Source organism: Bariatricus sp. SGI.019, assembly GCF_050315235.1.
Classification (GTDB): domain Bacteria; phylum Bacillota; class Clostridia; order Lachnospirales; family Lachnospiraceae; genus JAFBIX01.
Window position 1 is genome coordinate 13,773 of record NZ_JBNPOQ010000006.1, and the last position, 16,116, is coordinate 29,888.

Annotated in this window: 18 protein-coding genes; 13 read left to right on the top strand and 5 right to left on the bottom strand. The window is 40.7% G+C overall.

The genetic code is table 11. The features are described from left to right. The first annotated feature begins 24 nt into the window (after positions 1-24). From ACQRD1_RS04850 to ACQRD1_RS04880, 7 genes are all read left to right on the top strand, one after another. Entirely contained in the window at positions 25-471 is a 447-nt protein-coding gene (locus ACQRD1_RS04850) for an RrF2 family transcriptional regulator (protein ID WP_427786974.1), read from the top strand. 133 nt (positions 472-604) lie between these two features. Beyond that, positions 605-2,515: a BMP family ABC transporter substrate-binding protein gene (locus ACQRD1_RS04855; protein ID WP_235232868.1), complete on the top strand. Its 1,911-nt coding sequence runs from the start codon at positions 605-607 to the stop codon at positions 2,513-2,515. Between the two features lie 6 nt (positions 2,516-2,521). Continuing rightward, complete coding sequence (locus ACQRD1_RS04860) at positions 2,522-3,142, top strand: metallophosphoesterase family protein (protein ID WP_235232869.1); 621 nt, start codon at positions 2,522-2,524, stop codon at positions 3,140-3,142. A 106-nt stretch (positions 3,143-3,248) separates the two neighbouring features. Further along, entirely contained in the window at positions 3,249-4,541 is a 1,293-nt protein-coding gene (locus ACQRD1_RS04865; protein ID WP_427786975.1) for a DNA repair protein, read from the top strand. Next, positions 4,531-4,767, top strand: coding sequence for a hypothetical protein (locus ACQRD1_RS04870; RefSeq protein WP_427786976.1), 237 nt, complete (start codon positions 4,531-4,533; stop codon positions 4,765-4,767). Before ACQRD1_RS04865 ends, ACQRD1_RS04870 begins: the two co-directional genes overlap by 11 nt. Then, positions 4,661-5,653 carry a LacI family DNA-binding transcriptional regulator gene (locus ACQRD1_RS04875; RefSeq protein WP_427786977.1) on the top strand — a complete coding sequence of 331 codons (993 nt, stop codon included), beginning with the start codon at positions 4,661-4,663 and terminating at the stop codon, positions 5,651-5,653. The genes ACQRD1_RS04870 and ACQRD1_RS04875 overlap by 107 nt, the downstream gene beginning before the upstream one ends. Positions 5,654-5,768: 115 nt before the next feature. Beyond that, a complete protein-coding gene (locus tag ACQRD1_RS04880) occupies positions 5,769-7,112 on the top strand; it encodes an MATE family efflux transporter (protein ID WP_427786978.1) in 1,344 nt (447 codons plus the stop codon). Here the strand turns inward: ACQRD1_RS04880 and folK are convergent. The 5 genes from folK to ACQRD1_RS04905 form a co-directional block, all read right to left on the bottom strand. Further along, positions 7,107-7,922, bottom strand: a complete 816-nt coding sequence (folK, locus tag ACQRD1_RS04885; RefSeq protein WP_235232870.1) for a 2-amino-4-hydroxy-6-hydroxymethyldihydropteridine diphosphokinase — start codon at positions 7,920-7,922, stop codon at positions 7,107-7,109. The genes ACQRD1_RS04880 and folK overlap by 6 nt on opposite strands. After that, a complete protein-coding gene (gene folP, locus ACQRD1_RS04890) occupies positions 7,915-8,736 on the bottom strand; it encodes a dihydropteroate synthase (protein ID WP_235232871.1) in 822 nt (273 codons plus the stop codon). The genes folK and folP overlap by 8 nt, the downstream gene beginning before the upstream one ends. Further along, on the bottom strand, positions 8,733-9,224 hold the full coding sequence (locus ACQRD1_RS04895) for an HD domain-containing protein (protein ID WP_235232920.1): 492 nt from the start codon (positions 9,222-9,224) through the stop codon (positions 8,733-8,735). The genes folP and ACQRD1_RS04895 overlap by 4 nt, the downstream gene beginning before the upstream one ends. A 65-nt stretch (positions 9,225-9,289) precedes the next feature. Then, positions 9,290-9,847, bottom strand: a complete 558-nt coding sequence (gene folE / locus ACQRD1_RS04900; protein ID WP_235232872.1) for a GTP cyclohydrolase I FolE — start codon at positions 9,845-9,847, stop codon at positions 9,290-9,292. Continuing rightward, the gene (locus ACQRD1_RS04905) at positions 9,844-11,199 is read right to left on the bottom strand and encodes a bifunctional folylpolyglutamate synthase/dihydrofolate synthase (RefSeq protein ID WP_235232873.1); all 1,356 of its coding nucleotides are present in this window, start codon (positions 11,197-11,199) and stop codon (positions 9,844-9,846) included. The genes folE and ACQRD1_RS04905 overlap by 4 nt, the downstream gene beginning before the upstream one ends. Positions 11,200-11,405: 206 nt before the next feature. On the opposite strand from ACQRD1_RS04905, the gene ACQRD1_RS04910 reads away from it, so the two are divergent. The 6 genes from ACQRD1_RS04910 to ACQRD1_RS04935 are packed head-to-tail and all read left to right on the top strand — an operon-like array spanning position 11,406 to position 16,110. Then, positions 11,406-11,885 (top strand): RNA polymerase sigma factor, encoded by a 480-nt coding sequence (locus ACQRD1_RS04910; protein WP_328282601.1) that lies wholly within the window; start codon positions 11,406-11,408, stop codon positions 11,883-11,885. Next, a complete protein-coding gene (locus tag ACQRD1_RS04915; RefSeq protein ID WP_235232874.1) occupies positions 11,885-12,664 on the top strand; it encodes a zf-HC2 domain-containing protein in 780 nt (259 codons plus the stop codon). Before ACQRD1_RS04910 ends, ACQRD1_RS04915 begins: the two co-directional genes overlap by 1 nt. Before the next feature lie 44 nt (positions 12,665-12,708). Beyond that, entirely contained in the window at positions 12,709-13,578 is an 870-nt protein-coding gene (locus ACQRD1_RS04920) for an FtsX-like permease family protein (RefSeq protein ID WP_427786979.1), read from the top strand. A gap of 42 nt (positions 13,579-13,620) precedes the next feature. After that, complete coding sequence (locus ACQRD1_RS04925) at positions 13,621-14,208, top strand: FtsX-like permease family protein (RefSeq protein WP_427786980.1); 588 nt, start codon at positions 13,621-13,623, stop codon at positions 14,206-14,208. 13 nt (positions 14,209-14,221) lie between these two features. Then, positions 14,222-14,881 (top strand): ABC transporter ATP-binding protein, encoded by a 660-nt coding sequence (locus ACQRD1_RS04930; protein WP_427786981.1) that lies wholly within the window; start codon positions 14,222-14,224, stop codon positions 14,879-14,881. Beyond that, a complete protein-coding gene (locus ACQRD1_RS04935; protein WP_427786982.1) occupies positions 14,878-16,110 on the top strand; it encodes a [Fe-Fe] hydrogenase large subunit C-terminal domain-containing protein in 1,233 nt (410 codons plus the stop codon). The genes ACQRD1_RS04930 and ACQRD1_RS04935 overlap by 4 nt, the downstream gene beginning before the upstream one ends. Positions 16,111-16,116 lie beyond the last annotated feature (6 nt).

Below are 16,116 nucleotides of genomic sequence, written 5' to 3' on the forward strand. Positions count from 1 at the left end.
TGAAAGATGTGCAGGTAGAAAAATATGAAATTTTCGAAAAAAAGCAGATATGGGCTTATAGCTTTGATAGATCTATCGGTGAATTCAAAAACAGATCATGTGGCGTTGAACAGTATTGCTGAGAGAAATGGACTATCTTCACAATATTTGGAACAGATTTTTGCTGCACTTCGCAGAGCGGGTATTGTAAAAAGTATAAAAGGTCCGCAGGGTGGTTATCTCCTGAGCCGGGAAGCCGGTAAGATTACGGTGTCTGAGATACTGGAAGCTTTAGAAGGAGATTATCGTTTCGAAAGTGAATCAATATCAGAAGACAGTAAAAATGTTGGAATATCGATTACTATTCAGCAATTGGTCATTGATAAGGTAAATCAAGAGTTAGAGAATATACTTACAAATCTGACTCTGGCAGATCTTGAAAGAGAATATCAGGAGCATAATGCATACAGTCAGGATATGTATTATATATAAAAATGGGAAGCATATGCTTCCTATTTTTATGTAAGTCGGATACTGGTGAAATTCTAGAGAATGGTATATAATAAGTTGGAAATGATGTTAATATCAAAGATAATTTCTAATTATTAGTTATTAGGAGGATATTATGGCAATAGAAGAATATATCAAAGCATATAAAATGGGCAAGAAAGAGTATCAATCTCGAATGCTTCGTGGTCTGAAACCGACACTGGAGGTGCTGGATGACATCCTTCCAGGTAAAGGTACATTATCTGAAGTGCCTTTGGGATTAGTTCAGATTCCGGTCGACCAGATCGTGGGAACGAAAACTTATGGAAGAAGTGAAGCTTTTGCGTCTAATTTTATGCCGATATTGAGAGAAAATACAGAATTTGCAATTAAATGGGCGCATCTTTGTACTGCTCACGAAAATGAAGGAATTCGTGAACCAATTAAGGCTTATGAATATATGAATAAATTCTATGTAGAAGAAGGAAATAAGCGTGTCAGTGTCATGAAGTTCTTTGGTGTCGTGTCTACTCCGGCCATCGTTACTCGTGTCGTACCAAAGCGTACAGAGGAAAAAGAAAACAAGATATATTATGAATATATGGATTTTTATGATAAGACAAAGATTAATTATATCTGGTTTTCTGAGGAAGGAAGATTTGCAAAATTATTAGAAGCGGTCGGCAAAAGTGAAGATGAAGAGTGGAATGACGAAGACCGGTTAGATTTTAATTCTGTATATTCCAGATTTAATGGAGAATATAGAGCAAGGGGTGGAGAAAAGCTTTCTATCACAGCAGGGGACGCATTCTTGTCATTTATTACATTATATGGATATGAAGCGTTAAAAGATAAGACAACAAGTGAGTTGAAGGCTTTAATCACGAAGAGCTGGGAAGAGTTCAAGTTGTTGGAAGAAGATAAGGAAGTTGATCTTAAGATGGATCCAGGAAAGGAGAAAAAACCTATTTTAAGCCGTCTGCTTCCAATCAGTGCACCAAAATTGAAAGTAGCCTTTATCTATGAAAAGACAGCAACATCTTCTGCGTGGACCTATGCACATGAATTAGGAAGAATGCATCTGGAACAAAAATTCCCGGAAGAGGTAAGTACAATCTATTATGATAATACAACATTGGATAATATAGAGGAACGCATCGAAGATGCGATACAGCAGGGATGCAATATCGTGTTTACAACGACGCCTTCTTTTGTACCGGCAAGTGTAAAGGCTGCAATTGCACATCCAGATATTCGTATTTTAAGCTGTTCAGTAAATACTTCACATCGGTATATCAGAACTTACTATGCCAGGATGCATGAAGCAAAATTCCTGATGGGGGCTATAGCAGGAGCAATGGCGGAGAATAATAAGATCGCTTATATAGCAGATTATCCGATATATGGTGCAATAGCCAATATTAACGCATTTGCGCTGGGAGCGAAGATGATCAATCCAAGGGCAAAAGTATATCTGGAATGGTCAACGAAGAAAGAAGGCAATGTTATTGAAAATATCAGACAGTTACAGCCCATGTGTGTATCTGGAAAGGATATGGTAATACCGGAAGAAGCGTCTCGGTATTTTGGACTTTATCGACTGGATGGAGAAGTTCCTCACAATCTTGCAATGCCATTATGGCATTGGGGTAAATTCTATGAGCAGTTGATTCAGACGATTATGGATGGGACCTGGAAGTATGATGATAATCCGTCAACGATGCAGGCAATCAACTACTGGTGGGGGATGTCTTCGGGAGTAGTAGATGTTATCTGTTCTCAGAACCTTCCGATAGGAACAAAGAGACTGGTAGATCTTCTGAAGAATACAATCTGTACAGGAGAATTTAATCCATTTTCAGGAGTTCTTTATTCTCAGGAAGGAGTGGTTCAGAACAATCCAAATAAGAGTCTGACACCAGAAGAGATTCTTACTATGGATTGGCTGGCAGAGAATGTCGTTGGATCTATTCCAAAAGAAGAGGAGTTACAAGAGGCATCCAGACCTGTTATTTCACAGCAGGGAATCGATATAACGAAAGGTTAGAATATTATGAGAATATTAGCACTTGCGGATGAAGAGGCTCCTGCCCTTTATGATCATTTTGATAAAAGCAGGCTAGAGGGAATCGATCTGATTATTTCCTGTGGGGATTTGAATCCGAGGTATCTTTCATTTTTGGCTACATTCGCATCTGTACCGGTATTATATGTCCATGGAAATCATGATGAAAAATACAAACAGATTCCACCGGAAGGCTGTATATGTATAGAAGACCAGATCTATGTATATAAAGGAGTTCGCATCCTGGGCTTGGGAGGTTCCATGCGTTACCGTGAGGGAGAACATCAGTATACAGAATGGGGGATGCGGCACAGAGTCAGCAAATTATGGTTTCAGTTGCTGAGAAGGCGGGGATTTGATATTCTGGTCACCCACGCTCCGGCTTATCAGCTGAATGATGGACGAGACCTGCCACATCAGGGATTTCAGGTATTTAATACATTGATGGAAAGGTTTCATCCGAAATATTTTATCCATGGGCATGTACATATATCATATGGAAGAAGGCATAAGAGATATGATAAATATCAAGATACTCATGTGATCAATGCATATGAACGTTGCGTATTTGATTTTGAGGATGAACATCCAGAAGAACATATAAGATAAGATGTTTGGTGAGATAAAGACCTTGGGAAAATTTTCCTGAGGTCTTTATTTTATGTTTGTCTTGAAAAAGAACATATGTTCTGATAAAATGGTCGTAGAAAGATCAATGAAAAGAAGTGAAGTGTTAGTTATGAGTCAGGAACGAGTTTATATCTGCATTGATTTAAAATCATTCTATGCATCTGTGGAATGCGTAGAACGTAAGTTAGATCCTATGACTGCGAACCTTGTAGTTGCAGATCCTGAGCGTACAGAAAAGACAATCTGCCTTGCTGTTTCACCTTCAATGAAAGCAAAAGGAATTCCCGGCAGATGCAGAGTATTCGAGATTCCAAAAGGGATAAAATATATCATGGCTCCTCCGCGTATGCAGCTTTATATTGATTATTCTGCAAAGATATATTCGATTTATCTTAAATACATTGCGAAAGAAGATATCCATGTTTATTCTATAGATGAAGCGTTTATGGATATTACGGATTACCTTTCTCTTTATAAGATGACAGCAAAAGAGCTTAGCATGAAGATGATGGAGGATGTGTTAAAGACAACGGGTATAACAGCAACGTGCGGGATTGGGACGAATCTTTATCTTGCGAAGATTGCACTGGATATTACTGCAAAGCATGTAGAAGATCATATCGGAATGTTGAATGAAGAGACATATCGGAAGACATTGTGGAATCATAAGCCCCTTACTGATTTTTGGAGAATTGGTTCGGGAATTGCAAGAAGCTTAAGTCGTGTGGGTATCTATACGATGGAAGAGATCGCAAAGGCAGATGAAGAGATGCTGTATCGTATGTTTGGTGTTGATGCAGAACTTCTGATCGACCATGCATGGGGAAGAGAGACGACAACTATGGCGGATATCAAAGCATACAGACCAAGATCAAATTCGATATCCAGTGGTCAGGTACTGCCAAGAGATTATAGCTTTGAGGAAGGAAAATTAATCGCACAGGAGATGGCAGATCTGTTATGTCTGGAACTGGTGGAAAAGGAATTGGTGACGGATTCTATCACATTGCATGTTGGGTATAGTAACCGGTTAGAGTCAAAGCCGGCGCATGGAACGATTCATATGACAATTACCACAAGTTCGGCACGGCAGATTATCGCTTATACAATACGGCTCTATGAGCAGATTGTAGATAAGTATAAGCAGATTCGGAGAATGACACTGACTTATAACCATGTGGTGGATGAATGTTATCAGCAGTATGATCTGTTTACAGATGTTACAGGAATGGAACAAGAACATCGTCTGCAAAAAGCAGTCCTTGAGATTAAGAAGCGGTATGGGAAGAATGCTATTCTAAGAGGAATGAATCTTCAGGCAGGGGCTACGACAATAGAACGGAACCGGCAGATAGGAGGGCATAAAAGTGGCGTTTAGAACAAAAATGAGCCGTGAAGACCGGGCAAAACAGTTTATGCCATTTGCTGCACTGAAAGGGTATCCAGAAGCTTTACGGAAAAAGGAAGAGACAGATTGGAGTGACGAAAAAGAAAATCATGGAGAACAGAAGAGTGAGAATTGTGGATATAGCGGAAGAACTGGGTGTCAGTACGGCGACAGTTTCGAATGTGATCCATGGCAAGACAAAGAAGATATCAGATGAGACAGTGAAAAGAGTGCAGCAATTATTAGAAGAGAAACAATACATTCCGAGTATGGCCGGAATTTTACTGGCGCAGAATAATTCGAGAATTATTGGGGTGGTGATAAATGATCATGAAAAATATGAGGGTCATGTATTGGAAGATGCGTTTATTAGCACTTCTTTGAATCACCTGTCGAGAGAGATAGAAGATTCAGGCTTGTTTATGATGATAAAAGTAACCCAAGATTGGAATGAGATCATCAGATTTGCCTCGATGTGGAATATGGAAGGAATGATAATCATCGGATTTTGTGAGCAGGATTATCAGAAATTACGAGAAAAGATGCGAATTCCATTTGTTGTATATGATGGCTTTTTTGAGGAAGCGAAGCGAATTTGTAATCTGTCAATAGATGATTATAATGGTGGGAAACAGATGGGGATATATTTTCGGCAGCAGGGTTATGAAAAGGCATTATGTATATCTGATAATGATATTTGTATGGATCACGAACGTCTGGAAGGTTTTCGGGAAGGTATGAAAAAAGAGATAGAGTTGATGATTGTACCTATGGTGAAGCGGGAAAGACAGCCGTTTTATCAAGAACATTTGCAGCAGATTAAGAGTTATCCGGCAATTTTTGCAGTGTCAGACTACTATGCAGTTGAGCTGATGCAGTTTTTGCAGAGACAGGGAGTAAGGATTCCGGAAGAAATCAGTATCGCAGGATTTGATGATAATCCAATCTGTGAGAATGTCTGCCCGTCACTGACGACTATAAAACAGGATGGAAAGACACGGGCAAAAATGGCAATCTCTATGCTTCAAAAACTAAAGAATGGAGAAGAAGCGGCAACAATCAGATTATCGACAACTTTGGTGGTGCGTGAAAGTACACGATAATTAGAGAAATGAGACAATTTGCACAAAAGATGCGTGCTGTTTTTGGAACTGGTTATGCGTTTAACCTATTGTGGTTATAAGGTGTTCACTTTACAATTACGGTGAGGTGAATATTATGTTTACAGAAAATCGATTCTATAAAACAGTGATAAAGATAGCAATTCCGGTGACACTTCAGTCTTTGCTTCAATCTTCCTTTGGGGTAGCAGATCAGATGATGACAGGGCAGCTCGGAAGTGTCAGTATCGCAGGAATTGGATTGAGTTCTAAGTTCACATCTGTTTTCTCAGTATTGGTATCAGCGATTGCAGCAGTGGCAGGAATCATGATTGCACAATATGTGGGTCAGAAGGACGATGAAGAAGTAAGTCGTTGTTTTTGCGTCAACTTGTTTCTGGCAGTCATTCTGGCGGTGTTTTTTACGATGCTGAGTGCGATGTGTCCGCAGATAATCATGAGGATATATACGAGAGATCAGACTGTGAGAAAGGTGGCGGCAGGTTATCTTCGGATTGTGTCTGTGACTTATCTCCCAATAGCTATATCTTCTCTGACATCAGTACTTCTTCGCTGTATGGAAAAGGCGGAACTTCCGATGTATGCGAGTATCTGTTCGGCAGTTATGAACACAGGATTGAATTACGTGTTGATATTTGGAAAGTGTGGTATTCCTAAAATGGGAGTACAGGGTGCGGCAATAGCGACTGTAATCTCCCAATCGGTGAATTGTGTATTATTGCTTGTTTTGTTCTTGGGATATTATGGAAATAAAGGACAGAAATTAGTATTAAAATTTACTCTAAAAATGACTTCTGAAAAGTATAAACAATATTTGGGAATCTTGCTCCCAATCTTGATCTGCGAGTTTTTGTGGACACTTGGTGAAAACATATATGCGGTTATCTATGGGCATATAGGGACAGAAGCTTGTGCAGCCATGACATTAACGACACCAATTCAAGTACTGATGATTGGAGCATTGAGCGGGGTCTCACAGGCAGCGGGAGTGATAATCGGTAAGACTTTGGGAAGTGGAGACAATGAACGGGCGTATGAGGAGTCGAAAAAGTTGATGAAATATGGACTTATCGGTTCTATATTGCTGTCGGTTCTTTTGATCTTTCTAAGTAATTGGTATGTTTCCATTTATCAGGTGGAAAGTCATGTGAGGATGCTGGCGTGTCAGATTTTGTTCGCATTTGCGTTGATAGCACCAGTCAAAGTACAGAATATGATTCTTGGCGGTGGAATTATCCGAAGTGGCGGTAAGACAAAATATATTATGTGGATTGATTTTGTCGGAACATGGTTATTCGGTGTACCGCTGGGATTTCTCACTGCTTTTGTGCTAAAGCTGGAAATCCCATACGTATACTTTATCCTTTCGCTGGAGGAATGTGTCAGATTAGGAATCTCATTTGTGGTGTTTCGGAAAAGAAACTGGATGATGCAATTATAATGTTAGAGATTCCAGCATCTCATGAACAGTCTTGCCGGTACAAGGGTGGTGTTTGTATGGTGCGATCTCATGAAGTGGCTTTAATACAAAGTCTCGTTTGTGCATTTCGACATGAGGGATGCATAAGTCCATAGTCTCATAGATGAGATCATCATAGAAAATAATATCCAGATCCAGTGTACGAGGACCCCAGTGAATGATGCGTTCTCGCCCGGCAGCCTGCTCAATACGATGAAGTTCGCTTAACAGTTCCGCTGGAGGCAGAAGTGTACGAAGTTCAAGACAGGCATTCAGAAAGTCGTCTTGTTCGGTCATTCCGTAAGGCTCTGTTATCAGAAAAGAAGAGACTTTAGTTACTTCACAGTAAGGAGTCGTGTTTAAGGCAGTAATTGCATCGTTTAGATATTGCTCTTTATTCCCAAGATTAGAGCCGAGTGCAATATAGGCGGTATGCCATTGGCGCTCGATTTCAACAGATACGGTTTCCAGAGGAAGACCAATCGGAGCCCAGGGCTTTTTGAGCTCTAATTGAATCTTTTCTAGACCGGCAGTGTGGAGTAATAATTCTTCTGCCAGAGCTTCGGCTGCACGCTCGAGTAGTTTATACGTATGTGTTTTTAAAAAATGATCGATGAACTGGCTTATTTCGCCATAATGGATAGAGTCGGTTAATTCGTCGGTTTTCCCGGCTTTTCGAGTGCTGGTGTACAGAATGGCTGAGACGATAAACTTCTGACCCAGTACATTTTCTTCTGGGAATACCCCGTGATTGGCGAAGATTTCCAGGTTTGATATCTTGATTTTATCCATGGTTCTTACTCCTTTGCAAGATGGCTTCTATCATGGTAATTGCCCTGTGATTCGCCTTGACATCGTGAACTCTTACGAAAGAACAGCCGTGCAGCATTCCATATACTGTAGTAGCAAGGGTTCCTTCTTCGCGTTCATCAGAAGGAAGATCCAGGGTAAGTCCAATGACTGATTTTCGGGAAGTTCCAAGAAGAATCGGATATCCGAGTTCCTGCATGCAGTCAATTTCCCGGATAATATCCAGGTTCAATTCATAAGTTTTGCCAAATCCTACTCCGGGATCAAGGATGATCTTATCGTCTTCGATTCCTGCTTTTTTCGCAAGAGAGATGCATTCTTTCATATCCTCCAAAAACTCAGCAATAAAGTTCTGATATAAGGCTTCTTTTCGATTGTGCATCAGGCAGCAGGGCACCTGATAACGGGCAATTAGTTTGGCCATATGTTCGTCGTATTTTAATCCCCAGATATCATTGACCAGATCAGCTCCGGCATCAAGAGCTGCCTTTGCAACCGTACTTTTATAAGTGTCAATAGAGACTGGAATATCGAAATGGTGTTTTAGCTGTTCAATGACGGGAGCAACACGTTCGATTTCTTCGGCATCCGTAATCTGTGTATGTCCGGGACGTGTGGACTCTCCGCCAACATCCAGAATATCAGCCCCATCATGGATCATTTCTTCCGCATGTCTGAGTGCGGCATCCAGATGCTGATATTTTCCTCCATCGGAAAAAGAATCAGGGGTTACATTTAGAATTCCCATAATATAGGTATGGTTTGTAGCATCAAAGTTTTTCTCTCCAATAATCATAATAGAATCTCCATATTTTTCTTATTATTACTCCAATTACAATCTGCTTCTGCCTGACATGCGTAGCAGGCCCGGGATGCCTTATCACTCTCATATAGAAGCGCTTCCAGCGGTTCGGCATCTTGTCGAAGCCTTCGGTGGCCGCGGATTGCAGTCAGGATTTGTTGCTTTTCCTCTGGTGTAAAGCAGATCGGTTCAGGCATGTCGGATAATATTGTAGCTGCAATCGCTTCACTTGCGATTTCGTGTGGAGTACCGTCTTCATATTGACGGTATTTTCCGATATCATGCAGAAGAGCAGCGGCATAGATGAGTTCCTTTCGGATGCCAAGTCCGTGTTCAAGATTATGAATGTATGCAATTCTTGCCACATCCAGAAGATGCGTCATCTGATGGCGGCAGAAGATACGGTCATATTCTAATTCTTCAAGCCGCTGGTAAGAGGAACGGTATAAAGGATGTTTTCGCAGAAATGCGACCTGCTGCATGGAATCATAACAGTCAGATGGTATTACTTGTGTCTCAGACATAGTTTCCTCCAATAGAAATAACTTTAGCGGTTCAGTATATGGAAAAATCGTTCTTCCAACACAGGATTGTTCTCAAATTCCCCTCGTTTTGCAATCGTCACAGTCTGGCTTCCGGGTTTTTTGATGCCGCGCATAGTCATACACATATGCTCCGCCTCAATCATAACCATCACACCTTTCGGCTGCATGTGCTCCATCAGAGCGTCTGCAATCTGGCCGGTTAATTGCTCCTGAAGCTGCAGTCGTCTTGCAAATACCTCTACCGTGCGGGCTAGCTTGCTTAGTCCGACTACTTTCCCGTCCGGGATATAGGCAATATGCACTTTCCCGTAAAATGGCAGCATGTGATGTTCGCAGGTGGAATAGAAAGTAATGTCTTTTTCTAACACCATCTCACTGTTCTCCACGTGAAATACCTTGCAAAGGTGTGTGCCGGCATCCTCGTTCATCCCACCATAGAGCTCTTCACACATACGCGCAATGCGGTCTGGTGTCTCACGCAGACCCTCGCGGTGGATATCTTCTCCGATGCCTTCCAGCATGAGTTGAACGGCTTGTTTGATTTTTTCTTGATCTATCATAGTTTCTTTCCTTCTATCATTTTTTTTTCTATTATTTGTTGCGTGAGTTGGTGGTATTCTTCGCGTACCTGTCCCAGATAGGAAAGGGAGCCAAAAGCAAGGATGATATTATCTCCATCGGATGGATCCATAGCTTTGGCATCTGCCAGAGCATTTTTCACAGCATCTTTGATGCTTCGCTCACAGGATACGGGAATGTCAGGTGAACAGTATGTCCTCATCACTTCTGCAAGATCACCAGCAGAAAGTGTACGTTCTGCATTGGGCAGATCAACCGTGTGCACAGACTTTGCCGATGGAGCCATGATTGCAGCAAGCTTTTGATATTCTTTATCATGGAATACTCCCATAATATAGATAAGACGCTTTCCTGGGAAATAAGTATCAATGGATTCTTTTAATCGCTTTGCAGCATCTTCGTTGTGTGCCCCGTCGATGAAGAACAGAGGGTGTTCTCCAAGACAGGTAAAGCGGCCCGGCCAGGAAGTCTGGGAAAATCCTGTATCAATGTCATTTTCTGTGATATTATATCCCAGTTCTATAAGTGCATCTATAACTTCCAGTGCAGTGATGGCATTATCGGCCTGGTATTTTCCAGCGAGAGGGCAGAAGATGTGTTCTCGCTTTTTATAGGAAAAAGTCTGACCGGAATAGCTTTCATTCAGAATCGTTCTTTTATTGCGTTCTGCAGTGTGAAATGGACAGTGTAAAGAGTTGGCTCGTTGTTCTAATATCTGCAATACTTCTGGTTTCTGAGGAGCAGAAACAACTCTGCATCCAGATTTTATGATACCGGATTTTGTCTGTGCAATCTCTTCTATAGTATTGCCGAGAATTCCAAGATGATCAAGACTGATAGAAGTAAATACAGCGCACAGCGTATTTTCAATAATGTTCGTTGCGTCTTGATCACCGCCAAGTCCACATTCCAGAACAACCAGGTCACAGTGCTCTTCTTTGAAATATAAAAAAGCTATTGCTGTCTCAGCTTCGAACACAGTCGGGCTTCTCTTGCCGGCTGTCTCCATGCGCGCAATAGCTTCCTGGATCTTATGTGTACATCTGGCGAATGCTTCTTCAGATATCCATGTTCCATCAATCTGAATCCGCTCCAAATAGGAAACCACTGTTGGCGATACATATCGTCCGGTCTTGTATCCTGCCTGACTTAAAATTGAAGAAGTGTATGCAAGCACAGATCCTTTTCCATTAGTCCCTGCGATATGTATAAACTTTAGATCTTTCTGAGGATCACCCAGTTCATGCAACAGTTCACGAATCGTATCCAAACCAAGTACACTTCCGTATTTTGACATATTGTCTAAATATACCCTTGCTTCTTTATAGGTCACGTTCTTCGTTTCCTTTCATATTACTGTTATCCATCATAGCACTAAAGGACATTTTCGACAAGCCAGTTTCTGGAATCTTTTTACGTTGTTATGTATCTGAAGAAAGATGCGGATATCAGGTTTTTCAGTTCATAATGATAAAATACATTCATACGTGTAACGAATCTCATTTTTTGGTAGTCTAATAATCAAAGGAGGTGGAAATCGTGAGTTTTGAAGAAATATATCGTTTGTATTTCAGAGATGTATATCTTTTTTTGCTTGCAATGAGTGAAAACCCTGATATTGCAGAAGAGATTACACAGGAAACATTCTATAAAGCGTTAAAGAATATCCATAAATTTAAAGGAGAATGTTCGCTAAAAACCTGGCTTTGTCAGATCGCAAAGAATACATATCTGACACATTGTAAAAAACAAAAACGATTGACTCACGAAGATATCTCCGAAGTGTATGCGGATGCAACGATGGAAGATCTGGTGCTCCAGAAAGAAGAGGAGTTGTCTGTTTACAGGATAATGAATTGTCTGAACGAGCCGTTTAAAGAAGTGTTTATGTTAAGAACGTTTGGTGATTTGTCATATAAGGAAATCGGGGAGATATTTGGGAGAAAAGAAGGATGGGCACGCGTGACATATCATCGGGCTAAATTAAAGATCCAGGAACATATCAAGGAGGAATCGTAATGAGTGATAAGATAAGCTGTAATGTGATTCAAGATCTGCTGGTTCTGTATGAAGATGAGGCATGCAGTGAGGAAAGCTGTAAACTGATTGAAGATCATCTCTCGAAGTGTGAGGTGTGCAGAGATATCTATGAGAAAGCAATGAAAACAGTTCCAGTCACAATGGAAGATCGTCAGGAGGAAGAGCGTTTTGTAAGATTTGCCAAAAAGATGAAGCGAAAATTAAATTCATTCTATATTATCCCGATTGCACTTTTTCTGCTGCTCGTATTGATGATTGATTATGCGTGGTCAGAATATTTTTCGGTCTGGATTAATTCTGTTGCAGCAAAAGATGTCAAAATTACAGAATTATATCAGCTTGATACGGGTGATATCTATTGTACGATTCAGACAGACAGACCATTTGCACATATTACAGATTATGGGATACAGATAGATGGTAATCCAGATGGTGATAATGATGAGGCATGGTATGAGCTTCACTTTCAATATCTGATGCCATGGCAAGATGAAGAAGACAGCTTTTATTCAGACTGTAATGGAAAGATCAGTTTTATATTTCCAATGACACAGACGGTGCATTATGATTACCTCTATACCTGTTCATCTATTTTTTACACAGGAAAAAATAAAAGTGATAAAGCAATCATCTGGAAAGAAGGGCAGTCAGTAGAGAAAGCCCCGCCAGAGATTCAAAAGAAAGCAGATCAATATTATTTGTTGGAAGAGGAACATTATGGATACCCGATTTATATACGAAGTGGAGAACGAAAATGAAAAATTCGTCTGTAAAGATAATATGGATTTTGGCATGGAAATATATGAAAAGAAATAAGCACCGAACAATTTTGACAATTCTTGGGATTGCATTGTCTGTTGCAGCGTTAACCTTTGTTGTCCTTTTCTCTTCAGCGTTTCGCAATGCTGAAGAAGGTAAGATTATAGAAAAAGAAGGAGGATGGCATGCCAGATTTCATCAGGTGACGGAAAAACAGATTCAGGAAATTGCAACGTGGAATAAAACAAAGCAGATAGCGGTGACGTCCAATTGTGAAGAGCATGCCGGCAATTGTGTGGATGTGGAATTAAAGCATCCAGGAGTATCTGCAATCGGCAGGACACAACGTTTTGCAGAAAAGATTAATATGAGCATACTTCCCGAAGAAGAGCAGTATGAAGATATCGGGCATGAAAAAATAAAATACAATATTACTTATCATTATAGTCTGTTAGAACTATACGGTATATTTTACGAAGGAGCGCAAGGATCAGGGGCATTGACACTTACAATGATTGTAATTATCATCATTTTTTCCAGTGTGTTTATCTATAATGTGTTTGCAATCTCTGTCAGTGAAAAAATCAGATACTTAGGTATGCTTGGAAGTGTGGGTGCTACCAGATGGCAGAAAGCAAATTGTATATTTTTTGAAGGAATAATAGAAGGAATGTCAGGAATCTTTCTTGGACTTATTCAGGGAATCTTCATAGAAAAGCAAGTACTCTCAAGGAAAAGTGATATGGAATTTATAATAAACAGAATCGATATAGGAATGATTCTTTTATGTGGACTCCTGATAGTATCTCTGGCAAGTATGATACCAGCATCAAGAGCCAGAAATGCATCCATTATGGATATGGTAATTCGCAGATATCCTTCAAAACTGGAAGGGCAAAAGCTTACAACATAAAAAAAACAACATCGTATATTGGGAACGGAAGGTGCGATTGCTTTGAAAAATGTATTCTTTCATGAAAAACAGTATACTATCTGCATTGCTATGTTAAGTCTTATCTGCTGTATTATGGTATGGGCATGTTTTGGCATGCAATGGAGAAGGGAATATACAAAGATAACAGGAGTTCAGCTAGATGGGGAACCTCTTCGGCTTGTTTTCCAATGTGGTATGCTGATTGCTCTGACAGCGTTTTGTATGACCAGTATGATTCAAAAGATTGCAGCTGATATCCGTATGAGACGAAGAGAATTTGCGGTCTATCAGTCGTTAGGCATGGGAAAAAGGCAATTGGCTAAGATGATGGTCATTGAAAATTCTATTTATGGGATCGCAACAGGAATCATTGGGATTCCGTTCAGTATTTTTCTGCTGCATGAGCAGTATAAAGAGATTGCAATTGGAGGTGTGTATGTAAAAACGGCACAGGATGCCTGGGTTGTAAAGTTCCAATTGAGTATGCCGTATCAAATTGTTGTCGCGGAAATATTGCTGGTATTGGTGGTGGTTTTGCTGCCTACGCTGTATGGTCTGACAAAAATGAAGAGATTGGATATGCAATATATCTGTAATGAAAATGATTGATTAAGGGGGTATTATGACAATATTACGGGTAGAAAACTTAACAAAGATTTATGGTACAGGAGAAACGAAGGTGAAAGCTCTGGACCATGTCTCTTTTAATGTAGAAAAAGGAGAATTTATTGCAATTACTGGTGCGTCTGGTTCGGGAAAATCTACGCTGTTACATTTAATGGGAGGTGTGGAAAAAGCAACAGAAGGAAGGGTGTTGATAGGAAATACAGATATTTTAGCATTGAATGAAAATGAACAGGCTGTTTTCAGGAGAAGACATATTGGGCTTATCTATCAGTTTTATAATTTGATTCCGATACTGACTGTAGAAGAAAATATTCTACTTCCTTTACTGCTGGATGGGAAAAAAATAAATACAAAACGACTTTCTGGAATTGTGAAAATGTTAGGGCTCGAGGCGCGCAGAGAGCATTTGCTAAGTCAGTTGTCTGGAGGTCAGCAACAGAGAGTCGCAATTGGAAGAGCTCTGATTACGCGCCCTGCGATTATCCTTGCAGATGAACCTACTGGTAATCTCGATCAGAAAAATACATTAGAGATCATGCATTTATTCCGAATACTTAACCAACGATTGGAGCAGACTATTCTTATGATTACACATGATCTGGATCTTGCAAAGCAATGTGACAGAATCATAAGAATTGAGGATGGAAGAGTATGAAGACATTTGAAGAACTTTATCGTGATCTCTTGGAAAGGAAGGTATCGTTAGAGGAACCGTTGCCGGACGGATATGATCCATATCATCTGGATTGTCTGTTGCATCCAGAAAAGTATGCACCCGTCCTTCCGGTCAGTACATGTGAGCAGTGTGCCTATGACAGAGCGTGTCAGAACAGTTGTATCTTTGATGCGATTGAGAGGGAAGCATCCGGGAAATTATGGATCAATCCCTCTCTTTGTGTTGGCTGTGAGGCATGTATCGAAGCCTGTAAGGATCATCACATTGTTGCTGGGAAGGATGTGCTGCCGGCTATGAAAGCAGTAAGAGAGGCAAAAGAACCAGTATATATGATGATTGCACCGGCTTTTCTCGGACAGTTTGGAGAAGATGTGACACCGGGAAAGCTTCGGACTGCGTTTAAGGCTCTGGGATTTACCGGAATGGTGGAGGTCGCGTTATTCGCAGACATTCTAACACTGAAAGAAGCGCTGGAATTTGATAGCCATGTGAAGCAAAAAGGAGATTATCAGTTGACCAGCTGCTGCTGCCCAGTGTGGATTGCCATGATACGTAAGAGTTATCATGAGTTGATGCCTCATGTACCGGGCGCTGTATCACCGATGATTGCGTGTGGACGTATGATTAAAAGGATTCATCCAGATGCTCTGACGGTATTTGCCGGTCCATGCCTTGCGAAAAAGAAAGAAGCAAAGGAGCCGGATATTGACGATGCTGTCGATTATGTACTGACATTTCAGGAAGTCCGTGATATCTTTGAGGTGGCAGACATCCATCCGGCAGAACTGACAGACGAGTGGAAGGAACATGCATCAAAGGCGGGAAGGCTCTATGCAAGAACTGGAGGGGTAAGTCAGGCTGTCTCAGAGATGGCAGAACAACTGCAGCCTGACCGTAAGATTCAAGTCTGTTCAGAGCAGGCAAATGGAACCAGAGAATGTATGGAAATGATCCAACGGATCAAAGAAAATCAGACAGAAGCAAACTTTTTTGAGGGAATGGGATGTATCGGCGGGTGTGTAGGTGGACCGAAAGCAATTGTTGAGAAAGAAGAAAGCCGAAAACGGGTAGATATATACAGTGATGAAGCGTCATTTCAGACGCCCTTGGAGAATCCCTATGTATTGAAGATTCTGGAAGAACTGGGATTTGGGACAGTGGAAGAACTTTTGGAGGAAGATTCTCTGCTAACCAGAGATTTTCATTAAGAGTTG

Excerpts from the sequence above, each read along its gene's own strand:
- folE (WP_235232872.1), bottom strand. The coding sequence starts at position 9,847 with ATGATAGATCAAGAAAAAATCAAACAAGCCGTTCAACTCATGCTGGAA.
- ACQRD1_RS04880 (WP_427786978.1), top strand. The coding sequence starts at position 5,769 with ATGTTTACAGAAAATCGATTCTATAAAACAGTGATAAAGATAGCAATT.
- ACQRD1_RS04850 (WP_427786974.1), top strand. The coding sequence starts at position 25 with ATGAAATTTTCGAAAAAAAGCAGATATGGGCTTATAGCTTTGATAGAT.
- ACQRD1_RS04855 (WP_235232868.1), top strand. The coding sequence starts at position 605 with ATGGCAATAGAAGAATATATCAAAGCATATAAAATGGGCAAGAAAGAG.
- ACQRD1_RS04930 (WP_427786981.1), top strand. The coding sequence starts at position 14,222 with ATGACAATATTACGGGTAGAAAACTTAACAAAGATTTATGGTACAGGA.
- ACQRD1_RS04920 (WP_427786979.1), top strand. The coding sequence starts at position 12,709 with ATGAAAAGAAATAAGCACCGAACAATTTTGACAATTCTTGGGATTGCA.
- ACQRD1_RS04895 (WP_235232920.1), bottom strand. The coding sequence starts at position 9,224 with ATGCAGCAGGTCGCATTTCTGCGAAAACATCCTTTATACCGTTCCTCT.
- ACQRD1_RS04860 (WP_235232869.1), top strand. The coding sequence starts at position 2,522 with ATGAGAATATTAGCACTTGCGGATGAAGAGGCTCCTGCCCTTTATGAT.
- folK (WP_235232870.1), bottom strand. The coding sequence starts at position 7,922 with ATGGATAAAATCAAGATATCAAACCTGGAAATCTTCGCCAATCACGGG.
- ACQRD1_RS04935 (WP_427786982.1), top strand. The coding sequence starts at position 14,878 with ATGAAGACATTTGAAGAACTTTATCGTGATCTCTTGGAAAGGAAGGTA.
- ACQRD1_RS04915 (WP_235232874.1), top strand. The coding sequence starts at position 11,885 with ATGAGTGATAAGATAAGCTGTAATGTGATTCAAGATCTGCTGGTTCTG.
- ACQRD1_RS04865 (WP_427786975.1), top strand. The coding sequence starts at position 3,249 with ATGAAAAGAAGTGAAGTGTTAGTTATGAGTCAGGAACGAGTTTATATC.
- folP (WP_235232871.1), bottom strand. The coding sequence starts at position 8,736 with ATGATTATTGGAGAGAAAAACTTTGATGCTACAAACCATACCTATATT.
- ACQRD1_RS04875 (WP_427786977.1), top strand. The coding sequence starts at position 4,661 with ATGGAGAACAGAAGAGTGAGAATTGTGGATATAGCGGAAGAACTGGGT.